The sequence below is a fragment of the Pseudomonas sp. Irchel s3a12 genome, from assembly GCF_900187485.1.
GTDB classification, from domain to species: domain Bacteria; phylum Pseudomonadota; class Gammaproteobacteria; order Pseudomonadales; family Pseudomonadaceae; genus Aquipseudomonas; species Aquipseudomonas neuropathica.
This window is the reverse complement of record NZ_FYDN01000009.1, coordinates 28,178-53,968: the sequence shown is the minus strand read 5'-3', so window position 1 is coordinate 53,968 and position 25,791 is coordinate 28,178. Positions and strand designations below refer to the sequence as shown.

Genomic DNA, 25,791 nt, shown 5'->3' with positions numbered 1-25,791 from the left:
GGTCAAGCGACGGCTACGACGTCGAGAATCCGCTGCACCACCCGATCCTGATCGATGCCGGCGGCTTCGGCTTCAAACGACAAAATGATGCGGTGGCGCAACACGTCGAACAGCACCGCTTGAATGTCTTCCGGGCTGACGAAATCGCGGCCGGCCAGCCAGGCGTGGGCGCGGGCACAACGGTCGAGAGCAATCGAGCCGCGCGGGCTGGCGCCGTAGGCGATCCACTCGGCCATTTCCGGGTCGAACTTGGCCGGGTTGCGCGTGGCCATGACCAGTTGCACGAGGTATTCCTCCACGGCGTCGGCCATGTACAGACCGAGGATTTCCTTGCGCGCGGCGAAGATCGCCTGTTGGCTGACGCGGCGTTCGGGTTTGGTTTCACCGTTCAACGCTTCGCCACGGGCCTGCTGGAGGATGCGGCGTTCGACGGCAGCGTCCGGGAAACCGATTTTCACGTGCATCAGAAAACGGTCGAGCTGTGCTTCTGGCAGCGGATACGTGCCTTCCTGCTCGATCGGGTTTTGCGTGGCCATTACCAGAAACAGCGGCGACAACTCGTAAGTGCTGCGACCGACACTGACCTGACGCTCGGCCATGGCTTCGAGCAGCGCCGATTGCACTTTGGCCGGGGCACGGTTGATTTCGTCCGCCAGCACCAGATTGTGGAAGATCGGCCCTTGCTGGAACACGAAACTGCCGGTTTCCGGGCGATAGATTTCGGTGCCGGTGATGTCGGCCGGTAGCAGGTCAGGGGTGAACTGAATGCGATGGAACTGGGCTTCGATGCCCTCGGCGAGTTCTTTGATCGCTTTGGTCTTGGCCAGACCCGGAGCTCCCTCGACCAGCATGTGGCCGTCGGCGAGCAGGGCGATGAGCAAACGCTCGATGAGTTTTTCCTGGCCGAGAATCTGCGTTGAAAGAAAGGTTCGCAGCGCCAGCAGCGCTTCACGATGTTCCATCGGTGACTGTTCCTGGAAAGGGGTGGCCACAGGCGTCCGGATAACGCCAGGGCTGGGGGCGTTACTTTAATCCATCGCGGGGGGTGGCGACTAACGGCATTTTGTAGAAAAAGGCAAAAGATCGCAGCCTGCGGCAGCTCCTACAGGTGATTGCATTCCAATGTAGGAGCTGCCGCAGGCTGCGATCTTTTGGCTGTCTGTGAAGGCCTCATTGCTGGCAAGCCAGCTCCCACAGGGACCGATGTGTTGCATAGATCGCGTTCACACCGCTGATACTTGTGGGAGCTGGCTTGCCAGCGATGAGGCCAGTCTGGACGCCATCAAACTTCGTTAATGAAGGTACCCGTCCCATCAAGGATATTCGTCAAGGTCTCGACAACCTCATCCAGATCAACCATGTCCGGGTTAAAGCTGATCTCCAGCACATCATCCCCGTTCAGCGCATCGGCATCCGCCGCCGCAATCTCGATCTTCAACAGATTCGAACTCAGGGTGACTTTCACCCCGTCCAGCGTCGAAGGTTCGCCATCCAGAGTGATCTCCAGCTCATCCTCATCCGGGTAGCGACTCATCAGGAACATGTCGCCCTTGTCGCTGTGGCAGCAGAGCATTGCCATGTTGTCTTCTTCGTCATCGCACGGGTTGACGATCAGTAGGGCGGTGGTCATTTGCATGGTCAATTCCTGCCTCGAGGGGCGTGTTGGTCGCTAATGGGCGCGATTCTGCCAGTCCTCGGGAATTTCTGCATGTGAGAGTGTCAGAGGATGTGTCGTGAACGCGACATGGATCAATGGTCATTTCTGGCACGCATGTACCGTAAAAACGGGCATTCAGACCGGCATTTTCCGCCACGACTGCTAGTGTTTACCGGTGCCAGACCCTCGGTTTACGTGCCAATGACCGAATATGTCGCAGCACCGCAAGCAGACACATTGTCGCACCCTTTAAGCTGCGCAACGGATGAGCACCCGTAAAGGCATTGTCGGCACCGCTGGCAGTCGCTTTTGCAGATGCTCATTCTATGGAAGGTGAATGTGACCTGAGTGTCCCGTCCAGCTTCACCCACCTGTCCCCCTGTTTCCTCTGCCCGAGAATCAGGAACAGGGCGACACAAGCCCCGAAAGGGGTGTTGCACGCGACGCTTTCCATCAATAACAAGCTTAAGCGGAGTACCACAGATGGCGTTCTTCACCGCAGCCAGCAAAGCCGACTTCCAGCACCAACTGCAAGCGGCACTGGCGCAGCACATCAGTGAACAGGCACTGCCACAAGTGGCGCTGTTCGCTGAACAATTCTTCGGCATCATTTCTTTGGACGAGCTGACTCAACGTCGCCTCTCCGACCTCGCTGGCTGTACTCTTTCCGCGTGGCGCCTGCTTGAGCGCTTCGATCACGCGCAACCGCAAGTGCGCGTCTACAACCCTGATTACGAGCGTCATGGCTGGCAGTCGACCCACACCGCGGTCGAAGTCCTGCACCACGACCTGCCATTTCTGGTCGACTCGGTTCGTACTGAACTGAACCGCCGCGGCTACAGTATCCACACCCTGCAAACCACCGTGCTCAGCGTGCGTCGTGGCAGCAAGGGCGAGTTGCTGGAAATCCTGCCGAAAGGCACCCAGGGCGACGGCATTCTGCAAGAGTCGTTGATGTACCTGGAAATCGACCGCTGCGCCAACGCGGCCGAACTGAATGTGCTGAGCAAAGAGCTGGAACAGGTTCTCGGTGAAGTCCGCGTCGCGGTCGCCGATTTCGAGCCGATGAAAGCCAAGGTGCAGGAAATCCTCACCAAACTCGACAACAGCGCCTTCGCCGTCGATGCCGACGAAAAGAACGAAATCAAAAGCTTCCTGGAATGGCTGGTGGGCAACCACTTCACCTTCCTCGGCTACGAAGAATTCGTAGTCACCGATCAGGCCGATGGCGGCCATATCGAGTACGACCAGAACTCCTTCCTCGGCCTGACCAAACTGCTGCGCACCGGCCTGACCTACGAAGACCTGCGCATCGAAGACTACGCCGTTGCCTACCTGCGCGAACCGACCCTGCTGTCGTTCGCCAAGGCTGCGCACCCAAGCCGTGTACACCGTCCGGCTTACCCGGATTACGTGTCGATCCGTGAAATCGACGCCGACGGCAAAGTCATCAAAGAACACCGTTTCATGGGCCTGTACACCTCCTCGGTGTATGGCGAGAGCGTGCGGGTCATCCCGTTCATCCGCCGCAAGGTCGAAGAAATCGAAACGCGCTCCGGCTTCCAGTCCAAGGCTCACCTGGGCAAGGAACTGGCGCAGGTGCTTGAAGTGCTGCCGCGTGATGACCTGTTCCAGACCCCGGTCGACGAACTGTTCACCACCGTGATGTCGATCGTGCAAATCCAGGAACGCAACAAGATCCGCGTGTTCCTGCGCAAAGACCCGTACGGGCGTTTCTGCTACTGCCTGGCCTACGTGCCGCGCGACATCTACTCCACCGAAGTTCGCCAGAAGATCCAGCAAGTGCTGATGGAGCGCCTGAAGGCTTCCGATTGCGAGTTCTGGACGTTCTTCTCCGAGTCGGTACTGGCGCGCGTGCAGTTGATTCTGCGTGTCGACCCGAAAAACCGTCTCGACATCGACACCGTGCTGCTGGAAAAAGAAGTCGTACAAGCGTGCCGCAGCTGGCAGGACGACTACGCCGCACTGACCGTCGAAAGCTTCGGCGAAGCCCACGGCACCAACGTGCTGGCCGACTTCCCGAAAGGCTTCCCGGCCGGCTACCGCGAGCGTTTCGCTGCGCATTCGGCCGTGGTCGACATGCAGCACCTGCTGAGCCTCAACGAAAAAAATCCGCTGGTGATGAGCTTCTATCAGCCGCTCGGTCAGGTCTCCGGCCAGCGCGAGCTGCATTGCAAGCTGTACCACGCCGACACGCCGCTGGCGCTGTCCGACGTCTTGCCGATCCTGGAAAACCTCGGTCTGCGCGTACTGGGCGAATTCCCGTACCGTCTGCGTCACACCAATGGCCGCGAGTTCTGGATCCACGACTTCGCGTTCACTGCCGCTGAAGGCCTCGACCTCGACATCCAGCAACTCAACGACACCCTGCAGGACGCGTTCGTCCACATCGTTCGCGGCGACGCCGAAAACGATGCGTTCAACCGTCTGGTACTGACCGCCGGCCTGCCATGGCGCGACGTCGCGCTGCTGCGTGCTTACGCGCGTTACCTGAAGCAGATTCGTCTGGGCTTCGACCTGGGTTACATCGCCAGCACCCTGAACAACCACACCGACATCGCTCGCGAACTGACCCGGTTGTTCAAGACCCGCTTCTATCTGGCGCGCAAACTCAGCGACGACGATCTGGAAGACAAGCAACTGCGTCTGGAACAAGCGATTCTGACCGCACTGGACGACGTCCAGGTGCTCAACGAAGACCGCATCCTGCGTCGTTACCTCGACCTGATCAAAGCCACCCTGCGGACCAACTTCTATCAGACTGACGCCAACGGCCAGAACAAGTCGTACTTCAGCTTCAAGTTCAACCCGCACGCGATCCCTGAACTGCCGAAGCCAGTGCCGAAGTTCGAAATCTTCGTCTACTCGCCACGCGTTGAAGGCGTGCACCTGCGCTTCGGTAACGTCGCTCGTGGTGGTCTGCGCTGGTCCGACCGTGAAGAAGACTTCCGTACCGAAGTCCTCGGCCTGGTAAAAGCCCAGCAAGTGAAGAACTCGGTCATCGTGCCAGTGGGTGCGAAGGGCGGCTTCCTGCCGCGTCGCCTGCCACTGGGCGGCAGCCGTGACGAGATCGCGGCCGAGGGCATCGCCTGCTACCGCATCTTCATCTCGGGTCTGTTGGACATCACCGACAACCTGAAAGACGGCGCGCTGGTACCGCCGGCCAACGTCGTGCGTCATGACGACGATGACCCGTACCTGGTAGTAGCAGCGGACAAGGGCACTGCGACCTTCTCCGACATCGCCAACGGCATCGCCATCGACTACGGCTTCTGGCTGGGTGACGCGTTTGCGTCCGGTGGTTCGGCCGGTTACGACCACAAGAAAATGGGCATTACCGCCAAAGGCGCGTGGGTTGGCGTACAACGCCACTTCCGCGAGCGCGGCATCAATGTTCAGGAAGACAGCATCACTGTGGTCGGTGTCGGCGATATGGCCGGTGACGTGTTCGGTAACGGCCTGTTGATGTCCGACAAGCTGCAACTGGTTGCCGCGTTTAACCACATGCACATCTTCATCGACCCGAACCCGAACCCGGCGACCAGCTTCGTTGAGCGTCAGCGCATGTTCGACCTGCCGCGTTCGGCCTGGACCGACTACGACACCAGCATCATGTCCGAGGGTGGCGGTATCTTCTCGCGCAGCGCGAAGAGCATCGCGATCTCCCCGCAGATGCAGGAACGCTTCGACATCAAGGCTGACAAGCTGACCCCGACCGAACTGCTGAACGCCTTGCTCAAGGCACCGGTGGATCTGCTGTGGAACGGCGGTATCGGTACTTACGTCAAAGCCAGCACTGAAAGCCACGCCGATGTCGGCGACAAGGCCAACGATGCACTGCGCGTGAACGGCAACGAGCTGCGCTGCAAAGTCGTGGGTGAGGGCGGTAACCTCGGCATGACCCAATTGGGTCGAGTGGAGTTTGGTCTGAATGGCGGCGGTTCCAACACCGACTTCATCGACAACGCCGGTGGCGTGGACTGCTCCGACCACGAAGTGAACATCAAGATCCTGCTGAATGAAGTGGTTCAGGCCGGTGACATGACCGACAAGCAACGCAACCAGTTGCTGGCGAGCATGACCGACGAAGTCGGCAACCTGGTGCTGGGCAACAACTACAAGCAGACTCAGGCCCTGTCCCTGGCGGCGCGTCGTGCCTACGAACGCATCGCTGAGTACAAGCGTCTGATGGGTGATCTGGAAGGCCGTGGCAAGCTGGACCGTGCCATCGAGTTCCTGCCGACCGAAGAGCAGATCAACGAGCGCATTGCCGAAGGCCACGGTCTGACCCGTCCTGAGCTGTCGGTGCTGATCTCGTACAGCAAGATCGACCTCAAAGAGCAGCTGTTGGGCTCCTTGGTGCCGGACGACGACTACCTGACCCGCGACATGGAAACGGCGTTCCCGCCGACCCTGGTCAGCAAGTTCTCCGAAGCCATGCGTCGTCACCGTCTGAAGCGCGAGATCGTCAGCACCCAGATCGCCAACGACCTGGTCAACCACATGGGCATCACCTTCGTTCAACGACTCAAAGAGTCGACCGGCATGAGCCCGGCGAACGTCGCTGGCGCTTATGTGATCGTGCGCGACATCTTCCACCTCCCGCACTGGTTCCGTCAGATCGAAGCGCTGGACTACCAAGTCAGCGCTGACGTGCAGTTGGAGCTGATGGACGAGCTGATGCGTCTGGGTCGCCGCGCTACGCGCTGGTTCCTGCGTGCCCGTCGCAACGAGCAGAACGCTGCCCGTGACACCGCGCACTTCGGTCCGCACCTGAAAGAGCTGGGTTTGAAGCTCGACGAACTGCTGAGCGGCGAAATCCGCGAAAACTGGCAGGCGCGTTATCAGGCTTACGTCGAAGCCGGTGTGCCGGAACTGCTGGCGCGTATGGTGGCGGGCACCTCGCACCTGTACACCTTGCTGCCGATCATCGAAGCGTCCGACGTGACCGGACAGAACCCTGCCGAAGTGGCCAAGGCCTACTTCGCCGTGGGCAGTGCGCTGGACATCACCTGGTACCTGCAACAGATCAGCGCGCTGCCGGTTGAAAACAACTGGCAAGCCCTGGCCCGTGAAGCGTTCCGTGATGACGTCGACTGGCAGCAACGGGCGATCACCATCTCCGTCCTGCAACAGGGCGACGGCACTCAAGACGTGGAAGCACGTCTGGCGCTGTGGATGGAACAGCACGAAAGCATGATCTCGCGCTGGCGCGCCATGCTGGTGGAAATCCGCGCGGCAAGCGGCACGGACTACGCCATGTATGCGGTGGCCAACCGTGAACTGCTGGATCTGGCGTTGAGTGGGCAGGCGGTTGTGCCTGCGGCTGCTGCGAATGCCGAGCTTGAATTGGCGTAAGTAGTGGGTGAATGAAAAAGCCCCGGTGTCGTGAGATGCCGGGGCTTTTTTCTGTCTGAGAGGTTTGTGGTGGCTGTTCCGGCCTCATCGCTGGCAAGCCAGCTCCCACAAGGATCGGGTGCACCACGATACCTGTGGGAGCTGGCTTGCCAGCGATGAGGCCCATACATTCAATACAACTTCTGACTTTGTTTACTATCCAGCATTGACACTTTGTCCGCAGGCCTTGCGACCAAATTGTTGAGCGACTGGTCAAACTTCTGCAACGCCCGAACTTGCACATCCTGCTGCTGATTAATATCGGCAACTATCTCTTCCGAACCCTTGAAGTCCGCCCACACCGGTGTCAGTTCTCTCGCCTCGGAGCCTTTCGCCGTACCGATATAGTTCAGCTGCGCATCATAAAAATCGGCACTGACGTCGGCCTTGATGTCGGAACTGCGCGAAGTGATCAACTGGCTGTGGGTATCGATGATCGCCACCACATCCGGTCTGGCCGCACGCAGACTCTGCATATCCGGATACACCGTCACCGAGCCGAACTGACGCTGCAGCGAGGCGTTGACCCATTCCACCGCCATGTCTGGTTTCGAGCTGGCGACATAGGCGTCGTGGATCGGCTGCACCAGCAGGCTCTGGCCGAAACCGGTGCCGGCGTTGGCTTGATAGTCACGCAGGTATTCACGGTTGGTCTGGGTACTTGGGCTGTAGACCACGCCGAGCGATACGCCGGGACCGCTTTTTACCTGAGTGGCGCTACTGCGGCCGGTGGGATGAGGCAGCAGAGTATCGAGAGAGGAAACTGCTTTTGGGGCCGTCGGCACTGAACAGGCAGAGAGGGTTAAAACCGATATCGCCAGTACACTGGTGAACGCAAGTTTCATGGTGTTTCTCCCGTGAAACAACATCAGTCGGAAAGTTTAAAAGTCGTAAATCACGACCGTTAACTCAGACTAAACCCGCCAACCTGACAATTTGCTGAGCTAACAACAGTTGATTAGGTTCATTTGCTGTAACCCGGCGCGGTTAATTGCCCCGGGCAATAAAAAGGCCCAAATCAACGATTTGAGCCCTTTTATTTATGGCTGGTTAAACAGCCATCAGTTTTTCAGCGGGATCAGCACTTGTTCATCCGGGGCCAGCACCATGAACACCAGCAACTTGGCGGGTTTGCTTTGGCTGGCATTTTTCGACACCAGATGCTCGGAGCCGGCGGGTTCGTACCAGAACTGGCCCTTCTTGTAGGTGATCGGTTGTTCGCCCTTCACTTGGGAAATCACTTCACCTTCCAGCACGTAAGCCATCGCCGTGCCGTCGTGTTTGTGGGCGATTGAGGATTGGCCGGGTTTGTAATCAACCTCGATCATCATGGCTTTTTTGCCGGGGGCGTTTTTCAGCATCTGGTCTTGCAGGACGGTGACTTTTTCCGAGGGATCGTGGGCGAAAACGGCCGAGGTGCAGAGGCTCAGGGCGAGGGCGGCGGCGAAGAAGGGCAGGGCTTTCATGGCGGGTTACCTGTGATGATCGGGGTGTTGCTGATCACAGTAGTCCGCAGGGCGGGGCATTCAAACGGCCAATATTCGGGAAGATCAGGTGACCAATCGGCGGTTATTCAGCGTGTTTGAGTACGCCATCGCTGGCAAGCCAGCTCCCACAGGTTTTGTGTCGTTCATTAAATTATCGAACGACGCTGAACCCTGTGGGAGCTGGCTTGCCAGCGATAGCGTCAGATCAGACGATATGGAAGCTGTTGAAATCCACACTATTGGCCAACCGACTATCGATCAAGTCAATAAACCCCTGCGCCTCGGGCCGGTTGAAATGCGCCTGCATCGCCGCTTCCGACTGCCAGCGTGCACTGACCGTCCAGCGGTGGCTGTCCTCGGGGCAGCGGTCGACCAGGTAGGAATCGCAGCCCGGCGTTTCGCGCAGGGTTTCGACGATCTTCTGCAGTTGCTTGCCCAGTTCATCCGAGCGGCCGGCGGCAGCCTGCACCTGCACCGTATTGATCACTTCGTTGGACATTGCTCACACTCCTGAATCAGGCCGGACGAATCCTGCTCATTGAGGGATAACGCCTGTGCAGAATAGGCCTGCACTTGTGGATCACCAATAACCAATCGGCGGTTAAATCTTTAGGCCAATCGCTCAGGCGACCTGCTGGAGGATGTCGCGCAGGCGATCCAGAGCGATATCGATGTCCAGGGTTTCGATGGCGCCAAAGCCGAAGTACAGGCCGTTTTTCGGCGTTTGCTGGTAATAGAAACCGTTGATCGCATACAGGCCGACTTCGACCTTTTTCGCCAGTTCGATCACCAGCGGCAGGTCGATCGGAACCTTGCAGAACACCGTCATGTGGAACCCGGCACTCGGCGGCACCGCCTGCAGCCACGGCGAAAGATCGTCGGCCATGCGCGCCAGAATGCGCTCGCGGCGTTGCGCATAAATGGTGTGGCAGCGGCGGATATGCTTGAGCAGGCAACCCTCGGCGATGAACTTGGCCAGCGCCCATTGCGGCAAGGTCGAGGCGTGTAGATCGGTGAGTTGCTTGGCGCGGATCACCGCCTCGAGGATCGCTGGCGGCAGAATCGCATAACCCAGGCGCAGCTCCGGCAGCAGGGTTTTCGAGAAGGTGCCGACGTAGGCGACGATGCCGCGCTGGTCGAGATTGAACAGCGAATCGGTCGGCCGACCTTCGTAGCGAAACTCACTGTCATAGTCGTCCTCGATGATGATCGCGCCCAACTCATGCGCGCGAGCCAACAAGGCTTCGCGGCGTGCGTGGCTCATCGGCATGCCCAGCGGGAACTGGTGCGACGGCGTGACATAGATAAGGCGGGTGCCCTCGGGAATATGTTCAACCTGAATGCCCTCGGCATCCACCGGAATCCCGACCACCTCGGCGCCATGGGTGGCGAACAACAGGCGTGCCGGCGGATAACCGGGATCCTCCATCGCCACCAGACTGCCCGGGCGGATCAGCACGCGTGTGATCAGGTCCAGCGCTTGCTGCGCGCCGTTGCACACGACGATGTCTTCATCCTGACAGTTGATGCCCCGGGAAAACGCGATGTGCCGGGCAATCGCATTGCGCAGCGCCGGCAAGCCTTCGGGCAGGCTGTAGAAACCCTTGGACTGCGCCATCTGCCGCATCGCGTGGGACACGCAGCGGCGCCAGTCATCTTGCGGGAGCTGGCCCTTGCTGGTGGCGCCGCCGATAAAGTCGTAGCGCAGCGAGCCTTCCAGCGTCGGATGGCGCAGAAACACCGGTAGCTTGCGCCAGCTCTCGATCACCTCGGCGCCGGCCAGTTCGGTGTGGCTCTGTTTGCGCTGGATCTGCGCCGGGCGCGCGTTGACGTAGGTGCCTTTGCCGATCACCCCGGTGAGAAAGTTTTCGTAGGTCAGTTGCGCGTAGGTGTCGGAAATGGTCTTGCGCGAAATCCCCAGTTGCTCGGCGAGCAGACGGCTGGGCGGCAATTGCGTGCCGGCGGCCAGACGCCCGGATTCAATGGCCCCGCGCAGTTGCTGATACAACTGACCGGCAAGATCCTTGCGGCCGTTGATCACGACGTGAAGTTCCATACCGACGAGGCTCCTGGGGCTGTTTGGCGTGCCCGCCAGATTACCGCTGTTGCGGGACCGGCAATAGTTGCCTACCCGAAAAACCCGAAATTGGCCCCATTCCCTGTGGGAGTGAGCCTGCTCGCGATGACGGTGGCACATCCGACATCAATGTTGCCTGACACACCGCTATCGCGAGCAGGCTCACTCCTACAGGGATTGGTGTTTGGCGGGGATTCAGTGGTGTGGCGGTTTTCCGTGCAATTGGGGCTGTAATGCATGGTTGTCGGCGTTTACGGTGAACTCATCATTCCGTCCACCGAGACCTGCCCATGTCCCCGCGCCTGGATTACTACAACGCTTCGCCCAAAGCGATGAAAGCGATGATTGCCATGGAGGCGCTGACCGCCAACCTCAGTATCGAACAGCCGATACTGCAACTGATCCGGATCCGCGCCTCACAACTCAACGGCTGTGCGTTCTGCACCGACATGCACTCGGTGGATGCGCGGCGGGCGGGGGAGACTGATCGGCGCTTGTATGCGATCGCGGTGTGGCGCGACAGTAATTTCTTCAACCCGCGCGAGCGTGCGGCGCTGGCCTGGGCGGAGGCGGTGACGTTGTTGGCGGAGAGCCGTGTGCCCGATGAGGTGTATCAGCAGGCGCGCGAGCAATTCAGCGAAGGCGAACTGGTCGACCTGACCATGGCCGTGACCACCATCAACAGTTGGAATCGCCTTGCGGTGAGCTTCCGCCAAACCCCAAGCGATTGAACCCGCCCTGATCGTTCCCACGCTCCGCGTGGGAATGCCTCAACGGACGCTCCGCGTTCGGCTCTGGATGGGACGCGGAGCGTCCCGGGCTGCATTCCCACGCGGCGCGTGGGAATGATCGGTGGCGTGTCATTGCGGTGGGCGTTGTGGTTTCACTGATGTGCCAAAGGTATTGCCCATCCGCGTACTGGTCGCGGCCGGCGTCGCCAGTCCAACCTGATTCGGCGGCCGTTTGTTCACCGGCACATTCAGCGCCTCCTGGTTCTTTTCCGCCGCCGCTGCGCCTTCCGGGTTGTTGCCCATCTGCTGGCTCAAACAGTCGTAATTCGGCGCCTTGTAGCCGCCGACCGTCACCTCGACACAGCCCAAGGATTCCTCGGCATAAGCGCTCGACAGCGCCATCAACAACAGCCCGCCAAGGCTCAATCGCCACAGTGTGTTCATGCTCGCCTCCTGGCCGGCCCGACGGGGCCGCGCTATGGCTTGAGTCTAGTGCAAGCCTTGCGCAATTCCCGTGATGGTTTTTTTGCACCGCCCGTCACACCAGATTCATAAACAGCCCTCAGGATGACGATTTCCAAGGATTCGTCAGCCGTGCAGCGAGGCAATTCCACGGACGGTTTTCAGCGTTCAACGAGGCTTGTGCGCCGGATGTGTCTGGGGTGGCTGCTCGGCTGTGCGGCAAGTCACGCCATGGCCGACGCGGTGCCGGCGGACTTGCGCATGACGCTGCACATTCCGGCACAGGATCTGGCCCACGCGCTGGATCAGTACAGCCACGCCACTGGCGTTGCGGTGCTGGTCGACAGTCAGTTGAGTCGCGGTCGACGTTCGCTGGCGGTCGACGGTGAATACACCGCCGCCGATGCCCTGCGTCGCTTGCTCGGCGGCAGTGGGTTGATGGCGCGTTATGCCCGCGACGATGCGTTTACGTTGCAAGTGGCGCAGGTCGAAGACGTGCCGGCACCGCCGCAAAAGCAGACGCCCGAAAGCGTCGCCGTCAACCGCAGTTACGCCACGGCGGTGCAAGCGGCGATCGAGCGCAACCTGTGCCGCTCGCCGCTGACCCGTCCGGGCAGTTATCGCGCGGTGTTGCAGGTCTGGGTTGGCCGCGACGGCATGGTGCAGCACAACCGGTTGGTCACTTCGACCGGAGATGTACGGCGCGACAACGCGCTGGTGGAAAGTTTTCGCAACCTCAAAATCGACCGGCCGACGCCCAGCGCCTTGCGTCAGCCGGTCACGTTGCTGTTGTTACCGGAGTCGTCAGGAAAACGCATGGAATGCACCAAATGGGAAGGAGTTTCCGGGGGATGAAAGACACCGGACAAGGTTCGATGGTCCAACTGTTCCTGACGTCCTACGAGGACTTTCGGGTGCGCCTGCGCAGGCGTCTCGGTTCGGAAGATCTAGCCAACGACGTGCTGCATGAAACCTACCTGCGCGTCGACCGCATGGAGACGCCGCCGAACGTCCTGCGGCCCAATGCCTACCTCTATCGCATGGCCCTGAACATCGCCGCCGACCGCCGTCAGGCCGACGCGCGCCTGCTCACCGGCGAGGAAGTTGAAGAGCTGCTGCAAATCGGCGATGAAGCCCTCGATCCTGCGCGGGTGGTCGGTGGGCAGAAGGAAATCCAGTCGCTGCTCAGTGCGTTGTACGAGCTGCCCGCACGGCGCCGGAAGATCTTCATCGCGGCGCGTCTGGAAGAGGCGCCGCACCTGGAAATTTCCCAGCGTTTCGGCATTTCCACGCGCATGGTCGAGAAGGAAATCAAAGCCGCGTTAGGCTTCTGCGCTGCGAAGCTGGAAAGAAAAGTGTTTCAGCGGTTCGGTCGCGGGGCCGGAAAACCGTCTTCTGAATAGTGCCCGATCAATTCGTTGAGAATCTGCGCGTTTGAACATCTTTCGACTGACACCTGCCGAGCCATCGGCGGCCGACAATCTGCACAGCGAAGCCCGTGACTGGCTGGTCCTGCTGACCTCCGGCCGCGCCACCGTGGCCGACGCCCGCGCATTGCGCGAATGGTGCGCGCAGAGTGCCGAACATGCGCGCGCATTCGAAGATGCCAAGCGGTTGTGGCAGCAACTGCAACCGGCCGTGGAGCAAATGCAGGCGCCACGGCGTTTCGGTCGCCGTGCCTTTCTCGGTGGGGCGATTGCTGCGTCGGCGGCGTTTTTGCTGGTGCGCGGGACGATTCCTGGTGGTTTTGAAGGGCTGGGCGCTGACTACATCACTGAAGTTGGCCAGCAGCGTCGTTTTGAACCGGCGCAGGGTGTGAGCCTGGAGCTGAACACCCAGACTCGGATCAATCAGCGCTCAATCGATAACGGCGTGCAGGGCTTTGAACTGGTCAGCGGCGAAGTCGAAGTGCAGACCGCACGCTTGCCGCTGGCGATGCAGGCTGGAGGAGGGTGGTTGCGCGCCAGTCAGGCACGTTTCAACCTGCGCAACACTGATCAGCAAGTCTGCGTGACCTGCCTCGATGGTGCGGTTGAAGTGGATGTTGAGGGTCGTAGTCTGCGTCTAGAACCGGGCCAGCAAGTGACCTATGACGCGCGCCAAGTTGGTAGCGTGCAAAGCGTCGACACAGCCGCAGTAATGAACTGGCGCCAACAAGTGCTGGTGTTCAACGGCGCAACCCTCAGCCAAATGATCGACGAGATCAACCGCTACCGCCCCGGCATGTTGCTGCTGCTCAACCGCGAACTCGGCCAACGCCGCGTCCAGGCGCGCTTTAGCCTTGATCAGCTCGCCGGCGTTGCGCTGCTGATTCGCGATGCTTATGGCGTTAAATGCACTGAGTTGCCGGGTGGCGTTGTCGTTTTGAGTTAGTGGGTTTGACTGGGTACATATCCGTTGCTGCGGTAAAGGCCGCTTAGGGTTTCGCCCTTACGGCGACTCACTTTTTTTACAAACGCCTAAAAAAGTAAGCAAAAAAACGCTTGCTCCTACGTACGGCCCGCTCGCTAAAGCTCGGGGTACCTTCGCTGCGGGATCCATCCGGGCGCATCGCCTACGGTTTGCTTCGCTGCACCTCCTCTCGATGCATTTGGCTTCGCCAAACGGTCGCTGCGCTCCCACGCCCGGATGAATCCCTCCACTCAGCCTTCCGACGTCGCCCGTGGATCAAGATCAAGATCAAAAGCTGCAGCCGAGCTAACGCTCATCCTGTTGAGTGGGGCGGCTTTGCCGCTTGGGTTGTACGCAAATTATAAACTGTGGGAGCGAGCCTGCTCACGAATGCGGCCTGCCAGCCAACCAATCTCTTGCTGATGTACCCGATCCAACTGTAGGAGTGAGCCTGCTCGCGATGACGACCTCACAGCCAACCAATCCCCACTGACCTCACCCAATTCCTGTGGGAGCTGGCTTGCCAGCGATGACGGCCTGCCAGCCAACCAATATCTACCGGTTGTACTCAATCCCTGTGGGAGTCTGGCTTGCCAGCGATGGCGGCCTGAAAGCCGACCAATTTCCAACTGATTTCAACCAATCCCAATGTAGGAGCTTTGCAGGGATACGCATCAATCCAACGGCCCAATCACCTGCCGATACTTCTCCACCCCCTGCACCGTCCCCCGACTCAAGCGAATCTCCAACCCCAACGGATCCTCCCGCCGATTCCCACTCAACTGCCGCCACCCCTTATCCACCTCCCAAACCCGCACCTGCACATCACTGACATCACTCAAAACAGCAACCCCATTCCCAGGCGCCGGCAACGGATACCGACTCCGCGCCTCAGCCACCGCCCGATACAACGTGTCGCCCTTGACCCACCAGCGCACCCGCTGCAAAGCCCCAGGCTGATCCGCCGCCGTGCGAATGATGTCCAGACGAAAACCCTTACTGTCGCTACTGCGCACAGTCAGGGCTGGCGGGGCGCTCGGCGGCTCATCATCCACCCCAACCTTCTTCGGCTCCGTCAACTCAATCCCCGCCCGCATCTCCACATCCCGCTGCAACTGATTCAGCGCCCGCAACAAACCGTCACTCTGCTCACTGCTCGCCTGCAAATGACTGTCCGCCCGCGTCACACTGTCCAGCCCCCGCCAGGCAATCAGACTCACCACCGCCATCAACAAAATCGCGACCATCACCTCAATCAACGTAAACCCTTGCTGGCGCTTCATTGCAGGCTGATCCTTCCACTGCCATCACGCAGCACACTCAAGCGATTCAACCCATCCGACAACGTCAATTGCAGCGGCGGATTGATCCACTCAGCGTTCAGCACAACCCTCTGTTTCGGCTCCACCCGCACCTCCATCTTCGGACTCTGCCAGGCACGCGGCCGCAACTGCGGATCCTGCGCGAAATGATCAAAACCCTTGCCACTGTCACTGCGCCGACTAAAGCGAAACCCCTTGGCATCACTCACCCACACAATCGGCCGACCATCGGCGCGCGCCTCCGCCTGCGCCACCTGCAGCAACTGCGCCACACGCTCGGCATCCTTGCGCAGCAACTGCAACGGATCAGGCTTGATACTCAAGCTGATCGCCGCACTGGCGATGCCGATGATCACCAGCACCACCATCAACTCGATCAGCGTAAAACCCTGTTGCCTGTTCATCGCGCGCGCGCTCCTTTGCGTCCTGCGCCATCGTGCACGGCCAACATGTAAGGCGTGTGAAATAAAACGGAGAGAATTGCCGCGTAGGCTGACAGCAGGGATAAAAAGGAGATTCAACCCATGACCTTCACCGCACGCTTTTCCCCACCCCAAATGGTCCAGGCCCTCGCACTGCTCGCCGCGCTGGTCGGCGTGGCGACATGGTCGTCGCTGCTACTGACCTCCGCCGAATCACACACCCCGGCAGCGGCCCCGCAATTGCTGGCGGCAAGAAGTGATAGCCCGGCGTTGCAGTGGTTTTCCAATCAGACGGCGCCGATGGATATCAAGGTGAGCGGGGTGATGGCGGGGAGTCGGGGGGCGGTGGCGATACTGAGCCTGAACGATGGGCCGCCGAGGAGTTTTTTGCAGGGGGAGAAGGTGGGGCCTGGGGTGAAGTTGGTGGCGGTGGAGGGGGATGGGGTGGTGATTGAGCAGGGTGGGGAGAGGGTAAGGTTGGGGGTGGAGAGGTTGGCGGAGGGGGTGGTGTTGCCTAGGTTGGTGAGGCCCTGATTTGTAGAGGTAGAGTCGATATTTTTGCTGTGTAGCTGATTGCTTGGTTCAAGCGCCCCTGGAAAAGCAGAGGACCGCCAAGCGGAGAATCATCGTGGTCGTTTTCTGCCAAAAGCGGATGGTAGCGAATGTCCGCTATCGGCAGATTCTGTTGGTGAAAACAAGCAGAAAACGGCAGAGGTGAACATATGTAATTGGGGGGCGGTTTTAATCGCCCGGTTTTCGGCTAGCCAATTTTTTCACAATGCAATAGAAAACTCTTCAACATTGTCGCTTCCAAACAGCTTGTTTATCGCTTCGAGGGCGTTATCCGGCATGGTTTGCGAGGCAAGCACTGCCAGACGAGTCATTGGTCGGGATATGGAAACATAGAAGAGGTTGCGAGCACGGTAAAAGCCTTTTGTATTCTTGCTATTCAGTGCTTTTGTATTAACAAGCTCTAGTAACTGAGGCCAGTTGTAGTGATTCCAGCCCCCTCCCAACACTACCAATACGTTCTCAAACTCAGCACCCTTGACGCTATGCTGTGTGGCAAAGGAGGTCTGTTTGTCAATGAATTTAGCCACCTCGATAACCTCACCGTAACGTATTTCCCGCAGCTTGCTGTACCGCAAAAGTGCGGAGGAATCGTCAGGTATAGGGTCACCATTTAGAGCCCTGAGCTCTTCATCGCGCCGGAGCAGACGATCAGGCGGCGATGGACGTTTTGTTGCTTTTAGGTGATCGATGACCTGTCCAATCGTGCCTTCTGCACGCAGCGTCTGGAGATCGTCCATGTCGCGACGCCAGCACGTTTTGTCTTCATGCTTGGTGATCGTAGGACCTGTGCCGAACACTTTGAACATATCCCCGAAGCGAGATGCGCTATAGGCCGCACACATTGGCTCCACTACTTCTACAAAGAACTTGATCGCTGGGTCTTCTTTCTTTACGAATTGTTCGGTGCGACCGCTGAATACCTCGGCGATGTTGGGATAACCCTGTTCAGCTGCCAGGACGTTGTGAGTAAGCATCAGTACCTTAGTCTTACTCAGATCCCAGCCCTCGGCTTGCAGTCTAAGCATCAAGTCTTCTCGAGTGCGTCGCGCTAGATCGGGTGGTAAGTCTTCTTTGGAGTGCCTGTCATTGGTACGTTGACCTTTATAGGCGTTGGTGTGAAAGAACCGTGCCTCGCCCTTCGCTTGTGGCTCATGGACTGCTTGCTTGAGTTCGGGGCGCAATTTGTTCAGCACATCGACAATGGCAGGCACTGATCGAAAGTTGGAGCCTTTCGGGATTTCTTCTATTGGGTACTTTGCGAGCTCATATTCACTACGATAAATAGTCTGCCAGTGGTCCCCAAATAGACCAATGAGCGGTCCTGTGGCGGGCTTCAAGAAGTGCTCGGTAATTGCCTCCATAAACTGGGGATGGGTATCTTGATATTCGTCGATGAAGATCACTGGAAACTGTTGGCTCAACAGACGTCGGAACTTTTCCTCCTGCAGAAGATTGGCAATCATCTCTGGAATGTCATCGTGGCTCAGCGTGATTCTGTCGGTATCGACGCTGAAGTATCCCAAGTTGTAATCCACAGGCTTTAATCCGATTCCTCCGCCTTGTTCGACCTTTTCTTTCCGATCATCCATTTTACCCACAAGGTCGCGCATTGCTTTTTGAAACTGTTGCAGGAACGCCCAGGAAAATCCGTGGATGGTATTGACCAAAATTGCGGGGTGATCCTCAATCTCCTGGGCAATTTCGTTACGGGCTACCTCTGTGTAGGTGATGCAAGCTACCCTTTGCCCTGATTGAACCAAGGCAGGACCTCGCTCTGTAATCAGTCGCTTAAGCGCTGCGACTAGTGAATATGTCTTGCCTGCGCCGGCACCGGCTTCAAGGCGGAAGCTACGGCCAGCATCAAGAGCCTCATTTATCTTTTTTTGGGCTTCTTGTGCAGCGATGAGCGCGGGGTTCTCGGTAGGCTCCGTCATTGCGCTTCCTCCTTAACTGGTGTTTCCACGTTCTGTGCGGGAGGAGGCGGGGCGGAAAGCCATCCTAGTCCTTCTTGGATATAGCGGGGTACTGTCCATTCCTTTTCGCGAATGGCAAACCGCAACGCTGTATCAGCTTTCGCGAGCCCTTTAGCTATCTCCCATGCTTCAGATGCCTCATCTTGTTCCTTAGGCCAATTAAAGCGATCGGGGTTTGCTAGAACGAGTGCATCTTCATAGCTCCGGGCACAAATGTTAGTACCGGGTTTCTCTGCAATTTGATATGCAATGCGGCGGTAGCCGCTTTGCTTATCTTCCGCAGTTTTGGAAACAAGCTCCGCCGGAGTGATCTGCCAGCCATCCTTATCTGCGGCATCCTCGGGACGAAACCAATCCTTGATTGCTGCGTTCGATGTCCGCTCGCCTTCAGCTACTGGGCACTTGTCCCAGGTCGTAATCTTTTTCCCATGCTTGTTCTGCTTTTCCACCGGCTTGGTTGAATCTAGGTCGGTGACGACCAAAGTTTTGAGTTCGAGGAAGTCTAGAAGTGGATAGAAAATGTTCGCATAAGCTCCACCGACCTCAACGCAGGTCACATACTGTCTGCCCAGTTTGTGCTTGTCTTCGAGCGTTTTATCAACCAACTCGCAAAGGCGGGGCATCAGTAGCCTCTCGGTTGTCCCCTCAACCATGATGGCCTTGTCCGCAAAGTACAGATCACACTTCGTTAACGTCATGTACTGATGCAGGAAGTCTTGGTCGTCGGGAGAAATGCTGCTCAAGCCTTTCTTGAAATCTTTAACTTTGGTCTGACGAGCGTTTGCTGGGGTTGGTGACTCATTTAGGAAATATCGTACTGCTTCGAACGACGCGGTATTAGCCACATGCGGAGAATGCGTCGAGATGATGAACTGAACGTTCCACGCAGCCTCTCCAGGGTAACTCGTAGACAGCTTTCCAATGGCGGCATTGAGTTGATTGATGAAAACTTCTTGCATCTGCGGATGCAAGTGGGCTTCGGGCTCTTCGATGAATATTAGGTGAGTTGCTGGACGGGTTATTTTGGCTCGGTAGATTTTGTGGTAACTCTCTAGCTGCAACAGCATGTAGATAAGATTGCGAGTGCCGAGGCCATTATAGCCCTCCGGGAGATGCACCCCGTCTGTACCTGTGTAGACCACCTTTGTGTGGTCCGAAAGGAGGGCCTCAACGTTCAATGAGGTCTCGGGTCGAAGTTCGGTATCGTTAAGGCTTGGAAAACCGAGTACTTCCATCGCTGGCAAAAGTTTTTTCAGCATCTCGTCGAAGTCGCCTTGAACATTGCGCTCGATATCTTCGACTGATGCCTTTAGCTTCGCTGCTAGCTCCTGATCTGCAGATGCAGCATTCGGCGATGATGCAGTTTTGAATAACGCGCTGAGCAATTTACCAATAACATCGGCATCGCCATGCTTCGCGTGGTCGAGAGTCCTTTGTGCCCGGACGAAATTACACTGCAGCAAAGCCGATAATGCGGCTGTGCCCTCGAAAGTACGGCGATTGGTATTGTCGGTGGGGTCGATGGCGAACACATGGATACTGTATGCCTTAGCCACTGTGTCGCGTAATGAGCGAAAGAAGTGTGTTCTTGGTTCGACACCTTCTGGCGCGGGAGGGGCATCGAGCAGCGTATTGAGAGTTGACAGTGTCGCTCGGTATTCGAGGCGCACAACGGCAGTGGTGGAGTCTATATCCAAGTCAATGACGAAAGGTGAAAGAGGTCCTAAGTTGGGAGCGGTGCTGTCGTAACCGAAGGTGAGAGTAAGAGCGAGCATCGGGAGTGCCGCAAGTACGTCCTCCGGTTTTGCCGCCTGTTCTCTAAGCGTTTTTGCAGCGAAGAACCGCTCGCGTTGTGCGGCCGAGAAGTCTTCAAGGCGAAACCGCGCTCCAGTCTCTCCGGTAAAGCGATCAAAAATGTCGGTAAACGAGGTCTTTCCGCTGTTGTTGCGTCCAACGATCACCGTGGAATTTTTTTCCAGAATGATCTCAACATCCTGAAGCAGTCGAAATCCCTCAACTCTAACCTTCTCAACTCGCATTCTTGCTCCCCTTATTTGTTGTTCTTAATAATGGGTACTGATTTATTTTCTGGGAATAATTCAGTCCACTTTTAATGCTTGAATTAACCTTCTGAGAATAGGCCCTACTCGCAACGAGCTCGAGTAGGGCAAAAAAACATCAGTCTTTCTTTGGCGGTGGCGGCGGTGGTGGCGATTTCGGAAGGTTTTTTCCGTGATCCTTAACGAAGCGCATTGGAGGGGGCGGGGGTGGTGGAGGCTTTTGATTGCTCATGCTGGTTCAGCTCCTGCTGATGGGTGTAAAACGGAACGAATGACAACACCGAAAAGATCATAGTGAGTGTTACGGAATTCGCTAGCGAAACTAGTTTTGAACCACGTTTGTCGTTGTTCACAGTGTTAACGGTTGCACCTTCAATGTAGTAGCTCAAGATGATCGTCTTGAAGTAGGTTTCTGCGTCATCTTGATTTTCGCCATGTACTGCGAAATGAGAAGTTGCTTCGGCACGATAATTCTCCAGCTCAGTCAGGGTTGGGAGGCCCCTGTCGAAATCACGCAGTTGCCAAGATGAGCGGAAGTAATAAGCTCCGCAAAGCAAGCAGAAGACCGCGCACAAATACAGAATCCAGAATGAGACACCGGCAAAGCCGTCCTCTGAGCCGGGCGCTTTACCCAGCATGTAAGACAGAAATGAGAGCAATACACCTAGGATGGCCAAGGGAAGGTTGAGCCTCGAAATGAGCTTTTCTTTACGTTCCAGCTCGTAAAAGTAAATCTTTTCGTAAAATGCAAACCTTGCCGCTTCGTCCACGCGATCCTCCTTTCAGCTAGGAATGGTTAGCATCTTGCTACATCAACTACTCAATCATCGCTTTGCGTATTGATTACAGCCCTTTAAGGCTTTGGACTCGCTGATTTTAACTGCCCAAGCAAGTTCAACAAGGTTCTAAGCGGACGGATTCATCTTCTGGGAAGGAATCCGTCCCAAGAGCAATTTCAATCACTGAGGCCATCAACCTGCAGCTAGTCTCCAGGCTTATGTTTGTGGATAGGTAACGTCGGGTGTTTTTTATCGTTGGGTGGGTTCACATGCCGTCTGCGATCTTCCTTGCCGTCGTCACGCTTGGGCTTTGGACCCGGCTTGATGTCAGTAAACATACGCTCTCCTGTAATGAACGGTGATGATAGGCATTGAAAAAGTAGCACATGGCCATTTACTTAGCTCATCGCATAGGCATAACTAGCACCGGCCATGCTAAGTCCCAGGCTGGCCAGATACATCAAAGCCAAATTCCGTTTGCTTTCACCTCTGGTACCACGATGAAAAAGCTCTTAGTCGCAGCAACCCTCGCCGTCGAGACCATGCTCTACGTCCTAGAACGCCGTTGAGGATGGCGACATCGAAACCATTGTTTTCATCAAGAAGCACCCACGTTTCAGATGAAGTTCTACAACATCCACGCCAACGACGGCGAGATCAGGAAGGTAGAGCGTCTGACGACGGAGGAGCGGGGGTGGATTATTGATTACTGTAGGTTCCGGTTGGGCGTCGATACAGACCTGAGCACTCAGGATGACGTCGATATGTGCTGGAAGAAATAGCACTATTTATATGGCCGAGGTTGTCAGTTACGACTGGCAATCTCGGCCATTTTCTTTCGTCTGTTGGGGCATGGGACGGATCTGTCGTGGTGCCGAGACGGAATGAGGTCTAGATAAACGCCAATGTTTAAAAAGACATCTCCAGACACTCTCTCAGGCTACATATCCTTGCGCCTTTGCCTACAGCTACGCCAGAATCCGCCGGCTTGTGGGCTTTGTACCTGGTCTATATCGTCTATGGGTCGCTGGCAACCCAGCGACCGGGTTTAGCGACCTGACCAGGTATAAGTACACCGACGCTCCAGTTTGTCGCAGACGCTTGCGACGACGATATGGTGGCTGTGCGTGGGAGACCTTCGGGTCTGCCGGGTCTTATACCTCTCGGTTCGCTAACCCGCGTACAGCTGCCACCCTTACTTGTTTAGCGACAGGTGTTGTTGGTTCCACCAGGTATAAATATGGAGCTTCACCATGATCAAACCAACACCCAACCCGCCCGAAACCGCCTCGGTTTCCCCTTACGAATCCATCGATTCCAAAAAACTCCACGAAGCCGCCGACCGCGCGCTCGACCATTATCTCTGTCCGCCCGGTTCCACGCCGCCGCCACGTAAAAACCGTGGGATGTACGCCGTGACGGCGGACAACAAAACCGAAGAACTGCTGGTCGATGCCAGTGCAACACTCGCTTCGGCCAAAACCATCGCCCAGAACGTCTCCAGCCTGTTGCCGGCATCGCAGCGCCATGCGCTGGCGGGGATTGCGCAGTTGATCATGCTGGGGGAGTTGGCGGTGAATCGGGCTTTGGACAATTTGCAATTGCCGGAGTGAGGCGGGTGTCGGGATCACCTGGTGATTGATCGGGTGTCCATTCTGGCGCTTTCGCGAGCAAGCTCGCTCCCACAGGGTTTTGTGCTGATTGCAGATGCTGTGTACGACGCTGAAACCTGTGGGAGCAGTCGATTATTACCGCGTAGTCTTCGGGTGGTTATTGGGGCGCCTCGGGACATTCGTGGGTCCATCGCGTCACGGCCATGTCATTGAATTGTTCACCGATGGTATCGACGCGTAGGCAAGTTCCTTTCTTCGCGTAGTACAAGATGCAACGCGAGCTATCAAACGAGCAGGTATCCAGTTCGAAGAACTTGCGTGCAGCCAGCTCCTTCTCCACGCCGCTGTACTCATAGCCGTCGTTGGTATGCATCCGCGTCGGCTTCCATCCTTGTTTGACGAGCTTGGACTTGGCCGCAGCCAAACGCTCACCGACGACGATGCCTGCTGGCCCGCGATTGTCGTTTGTTGCCTGTGAGCCATCGGCAAATGCTGCGCTGATACCCATGTAATAAAGTGCGACGAGTACGAGGGGTGAAGCCTTCATTTGGTTGTTCCTCCAGCCGATTTGTAGCTCGACAAAAACTCTGGATACTCGACGTAATGTTGCGGGGGATAGTGATTCTTTTTGCCGGGCCCTTCGGGAAGTGCCGCCCACCTTGTTGCTGCTTTCGGCATCGCGCCTGGAATGTCGCCGGCCTTGATCTTGTCGATCACACCCAGGGTGCGCAGCATGTCGACCGCGATAAGGTCTTGCGTATGAGGCGTAAAGTCGGTCAGCCCCATCTTTCCGCCATACTCGCGCCAAGTGGCAATGGTTATTTGATACAAGCCCGATGCCGTTGTGGATCCGCCGAAGCCGGCGCCCGGATGGGTCGATTCATCAGTGAACGTCCATTTTCCTGTCTGAAAGCCCTTTGCCCAGCCATATCCATATTTCGCGTGGTAGTCACCGCCTTCGGCTTTGGCAATGGCAGCCAAAAAGGCCTTCACGTTCGGATCCTTCAAATACTCCTCATTCTCCGCCCGTCTTATCTGTTTTTTAGCGTCCAGCGCTACAGTTTTTGGGGTGGTGTCTTTGACGGCCGTCACTTCTCGCGTGGCGACCGGAGACATTTTTCTGCCACTCTTGCTAATCACCTCAGCCATGCCTTAGTCCTCAAGAAACAGCTTGATGGTTTCAGGCAGGTGCGAACTCACTACGTGCGTGTAGCCCATCGGATCACTTACGCCGTGTTCCATACTGCCGTCAGCGCGTTGAATGGCGTATTCAAAATTGGCTAACGGTTTGCCCGACTCCTGGTCAACCAGTCTGAACTTGTCACTGAAATGCACCGGCATCGGCAGCAGACCGCTGAAAGGCGCTGAAACGACGGTGTCGCCGATAATGACCGTGCCGGATCCACCGATAACCACGTTGCCGTGGCCACCGGTACTGTCTTTGGTCGCAGCGTTCAGCCCATTGATGAAAACCGTAGCGCTGACGGCGCCCGTGATTGGGCTACCGCAGGCGGATTTGTCGGTCATTCGAGCGGCGGCAAGGCCGTCGAAATTTACATTGGGCGAGCCGCTGACAATAGGGTTTGTGCCATGCCCGGGGAGCGGGCAATTGGTTGGATCTGTCACTCGCGCAGCAGGTTTGCCACTCATGAAATGTTCCTTTTCAAAGTTTCAGTTTTCCTTGACCGGAATGGAGTCGATATGGGGGCGGGGGATATCGGCTGCCAAAATAATGCGGGGGTGACCAGCGTGTACGCGAGAAGAATGGGCATGTCCTGGGAGGGGCGCATAAAGTTTTACTGTCCATGTAAATGTGCTGCGCGCAGCATGCCCGAGGCAGGCGGCGCGCTCAATATTTACTTACAAATTATTGGTTGACTGTAGGGGGCGGTCGCAATGCGGGGGCAAGCTCGGGTGATCTCTAGCAACACGTGACGGGATCGATTTTAGAAATCGGGATGCGATGAGGCTCGATAAACACCAACGTTTAAAAAGACATCTCCAAACACTCTCCCAGGCTACACATCCTTGCGCCATTGCCTACAGCTACGCCAGAATCCGCCGGCTTGTGCGCTTTTGGGGCGGATTCTATTGTGGTGCGGTCGCTGACGAATCAGCGATCGGATTTGACCGTCCGCCCAACATCAAGGCGCGCCAGCGTTCTGCACGTGTTCAGGCATTGTCTGAAATCATGTCGCGGTGGCTGTACGTGGGACACCTTCGGGTGTGCCGGAGTCCTTGATGTCCGGTCGGTCAACCCGCGTACAGCTGCCACCCAGTTTGTTTGACCGCGAACGGTGGCGGCTCCAGTCATCAAGGAGCTTCACCATGATCAAACAAACACCCAACCCGCCCGAAACCGCCTCGGTTTCCCCCTACGAATCCATCGATTCCAAAAAACTCCACGAAGCCGCCGACCGCGCGCTCGACCATTACCTCTGTCCACCCGGTTCCACGCCGCCTCCACGTAAAAACCGTGGGATGTACGCCGTGACGGCGGACAACAAAACCGAAGAACTGCTGGTCGATGCCAGTGCAACACTTGCTTCGGCCAAAACCATCGCCCAGAACGTCTCCAGCCTGTTGCCGGCATCGCAGCGCCATGCGCTGGCGGGGATTGCGCAGTTGATCATGCTCGGGGAGTTGGCGGTGAATCGGGCGCTGGATAATTTGCAATTGCCGGAGTGATGCGGGTGCCGGGATCACCTGGTGATTGATCGGGTGTTCATTCTGGCGCCTTCGCGAGCAGGCTCGCTCTCACCTTTGAGCGTGTTCCAAGGTGGGAGCGGGCTGGCTCTTCAGCCGCGATAAATATCGAGAGACCTA

General features: G+C 57.2%; 23 protein-coding genes and 1 pseudogene. 9 read left to right on the top strand and 15 right to left on the bottom strand.

All coding sequences use genetic code 11. The annotated features are described in order from the left end of the window. Positions 1-2: 2 nt before the first annotated feature. Entirely contained in the window at positions 3-962 is a 960-nt protein-coding gene (locus CKW14_RS16345; protein ID WP_007913915.1) for a MoxR family ATPase, read from the bottom strand. Between the two features lie 320 nt (positions 963-1,282). Next, a complete protein-coding gene (locus tag CKW14_RS16340) occupies positions 1,283-1,636 on the bottom strand; it encodes a hypothetical protein (RefSeq protein WP_095050118.1) in 354 nt (117 codons plus the stop codon). A gap of 504 nt (positions 1,637-2,140) precedes the next feature. Between CKW14_RS16340 and CKW14_RS16335 the strand changes: the two genes are divergently transcribed. Then, the gene (locus tag CKW14_RS16335) at positions 2,141-7,036 is read left to right on the top strand and encodes an NAD-glutamate dehydrogenase (protein WP_095050119.1); all 4,896 of its coding nucleotides are present in this window, start codon (positions 2,141-2,143) and stop codon (positions 7,034-7,036) included. Between the two features lie 170 nt (positions 7,037-7,206). Here the strand turns inward: CKW14_RS16335 and CKW14_RS16330 are convergent, their stop codons facing one another. The 4 genes from CKW14_RS16330 to CKW14_RS16315 form a co-directional block, all read right to left on the bottom strand. Then, on the bottom strand, positions 7,207-7,920 hold the full coding sequence (locus CKW14_RS16330) for an ATPase (protein ID WP_095125661.1): 714 nt from the start codon (positions 7,918-7,920) through the stop codon (positions 7,207-7,209). A 216-nt stretch (positions 7,921-8,136) separates the two neighbouring features. Beyond that, positions 8,137-8,541, bottom strand: coding sequence for a cupin domain-containing protein (locus CKW14_RS16325; RefSeq protein ID WP_095050121.1), 405 nt, complete (start codon positions 8,539-8,541; stop codon positions 8,137-8,139). A 226-nt stretch (positions 8,542-8,767) separates the two neighbouring features. After that, positions 8,768-9,061 (bottom strand): putative quinol monooxygenase, encoded by a 294-nt coding sequence (locus CKW14_RS16320; RefSeq protein ID WP_095125660.1) that lies wholly within the window; start codon positions 9,059-9,061, stop codon positions 8,768-8,770. A gap of 123 nt (positions 9,062-9,184) precedes the next feature. Continuing rightward, complete coding sequence (locus tag CKW14_RS16315; protein ID WP_095125659.1) at positions 9,185-10,618, bottom strand: PLP-dependent aminotransferase family protein; 1,434 nt, start codon at positions 10,616-10,618, stop codon at positions 9,185-9,187. Positions 10,619-10,929: 311 nt separating this feature from the next. Between CKW14_RS16315 and CKW14_RS16310 the strand changes: the two genes are divergently transcribed. Next, a complete protein-coding gene (locus CKW14_RS16310) occupies positions 10,930-11,370 on the top strand; it encodes a carboxymuconolactone decarboxylase family protein (RefSeq protein ID WP_095125658.1) in 441 nt (146 codons plus the stop codon). A 129-nt stretch (positions 11,371-11,499) separates the two neighbouring features. Here the strand turns inward: CKW14_RS16310 and CKW14_RS16305 are convergent, their stop codons facing one another. Next, positions 11,500-11,814 (bottom strand): hypothetical protein, encoded by a 315-nt coding sequence (locus CKW14_RS16305; protein WP_095125657.1) that lies wholly within the window; start codon positions 11,812-11,814, stop codon positions 11,500-11,502. 207 nt (positions 11,815-12,021) lie between these two features. On the opposite strand from CKW14_RS16305, the gene CKW14_RS16300 reads away from it, so the two are divergent. Genes CKW14_RS16300 through CKW14_RS16290 form a run of 3 tightly spaced genes read left to right on the top strand, consistent with a single transcriptional unit; the run spans position 12,022 to position 14,205 of the window. Continuing rightward, the gene (locus tag CKW14_RS16300; protein ID WP_095125656.1) at positions 12,022-12,687 is read left to right on the top strand and encodes a secretin and TonB N-terminal domain-containing protein; all 666 of its coding nucleotides are present in this window, start codon (positions 12,022-12,024) and stop codon (positions 12,685-12,687) included. Next, the gene (locus CKW14_RS16295) at positions 12,684-13,235 is read left to right on the top strand and encodes an RNA polymerase sigma factor (RefSeq protein ID WP_007913935.1); all 552 of its coding nucleotides are present in this window, start codon (positions 12,684-12,686) and stop codon (positions 13,233-13,235) included. The genes CKW14_RS16300 and CKW14_RS16295 overlap by 4 nt, the downstream gene beginning before the upstream one ends. A gap of 31 nt (positions 13,236-13,266) precedes the next feature. Then, positions 13,267-14,205, top strand: a complete 939-nt coding sequence (locus CKW14_RS16290) for a DUF4880 domain-containing protein (RefSeq protein WP_095125655.1) — start codon at positions 13,267-13,269, stop codon at positions 14,203-14,205. Between the two features lie 692 nt (positions 14,206-14,897). Here CKW14_RS16290 and CKW14_RS16285 read toward each other — a convergent pair. Together CKW14_RS16285 and gspH are read right to left on the bottom strand one after the other, a co-directional pair. Next, entirely contained in the window at positions 14,898-15,506 is a 609-nt protein-coding gene (locus tag CKW14_RS16285) for a prepilin-type N-terminal cleavage/methylation domain-containing protein (protein WP_095125654.1), read from the bottom strand. Beyond that, entirely contained in the window at positions 15,503-15,949 is a 447-nt protein-coding gene (gene gspH / locus CKW14_RS16280) for a type II secretion system minor pseudopilin GspH (protein WP_008087980.1), read from the bottom strand. Before gspH ends, CKW14_RS16285 begins: the two co-directional genes overlap by 4 nt. Positions 15,950-16,069: 120 nt before the next feature. On the opposite strand from gspH, the gene CKW14_RS16275 reads away from it, so the two are divergent. Then, a complete protein-coding gene (locus CKW14_RS16275) occupies positions 16,070-16,501 on the top strand; it encodes a type II secretion system protein N (RefSeq protein ID WP_095125653.1) in 432 nt (143 codons plus the stop codon). 239 nt (positions 16,502-16,740) lie between these two features. Here the strand turns inward: CKW14_RS16275 and CKW14_RS16270 are convergent, their stop codons facing one another. From CKW14_RS16270 to CKW14_RS16260, 3 genes are all read right to left on the bottom strand, one after another. Continuing rightward, entirely contained in the window at positions 16,741-18,474 is a 1,734-nt protein-coding gene (locus tag CKW14_RS16270; RefSeq protein WP_095125652.1) for a UvrD-helicase domain-containing protein, read from the bottom strand. Next, positions 18,471-20,552: an ATP-dependent endonuclease gene (locus CKW14_RS16265; RefSeq protein ID WP_095125651.1), complete on the bottom strand. Its 2,082-nt coding sequence runs from the start codon at positions 20,550-20,552 to the stop codon at positions 18,471-18,473. The genes CKW14_RS16270 and CKW14_RS16265 overlap by 4 nt, the downstream gene beginning before the upstream one ends. Positions 20,553-20,752: 200 nt before the next feature. Continuing rightward, positions 20,753-21,343, bottom strand: a complete 591-nt coding sequence (locus CKW14_RS16260) for a hypothetical protein (RefSeq protein ID WP_256587238.1) — start codon at positions 21,341-21,343, stop codon at positions 20,753-20,755. Between the two features lie 509 nt (positions 21,344-21,852). Here CKW14_RS16260 and CKW14_RS30210 point away from each other — a divergent pair. Further along, positions 21,853-22,134 (top strand): annotated as a pseudogene (locus CKW14_RS30210) (hypothetical protein). 471 nt (positions 22,135-22,605) lie between these two features. Beyond that, on the top strand, positions 22,606-22,965 hold the full coding sequence (locus CKW14_RS16245) for a DUF6124 family protein (protein WP_008087957.1): 360 nt from the start codon (positions 22,606-22,608) through the stop codon (positions 22,963-22,965). 157 nt (positions 22,966-23,122) lie between these two features. On the opposite strand, the gene CKW14_RS16240 is transcribed toward CKW14_RS16245, so the two are convergent. The 3 genes from CKW14_RS16240 to CKW14_RS16230 are packed head-to-tail and all read right to left on the bottom strand — an operon-like array spanning position 23,123 to position 24,615. Continuing rightward, positions 23,123-23,512, bottom strand: coding sequence for a hypothetical protein (locus tag CKW14_RS16240; protein WP_095125649.1), 390 nt, complete (start codon positions 23,510-23,512; stop codon positions 23,123-23,125). Beyond that, on the bottom strand, positions 23,509-24,114 hold the full coding sequence (locus CKW14_RS16235) for a hypothetical protein (RefSeq protein ID WP_218233172.1): 606 nt from the start codon (positions 24,112-24,114) through the stop codon (positions 23,509-23,511). The genes CKW14_RS16240 and CKW14_RS16235 overlap by 4 nt, the downstream gene beginning before the upstream one ends. Before the next feature lie 3 nt (positions 24,115-24,117). Next, positions 24,118-24,615 carry a PAAR domain-containing protein gene (locus CKW14_RS16230; RefSeq protein WP_095125648.1) on the bottom strand — a complete coding sequence of 166 codons (498 nt, stop codon included), beginning with the start codon at positions 24,613-24,615 and terminating at the stop codon, positions 24,118-24,120. Between the two features lie 678 nt (positions 24,616-25,293). Here CKW14_RS16230 and CKW14_RS16225 point away from each other — a divergent pair. Beyond that, entirely contained in the window at positions 25,294-25,653 is a 360-nt protein-coding gene (locus CKW14_RS16225) for a DUF6124 family protein (RefSeq protein ID WP_095125647.1), read from the top strand. Positions 25,654-25,791 lie beyond the last annotated feature (138 nt).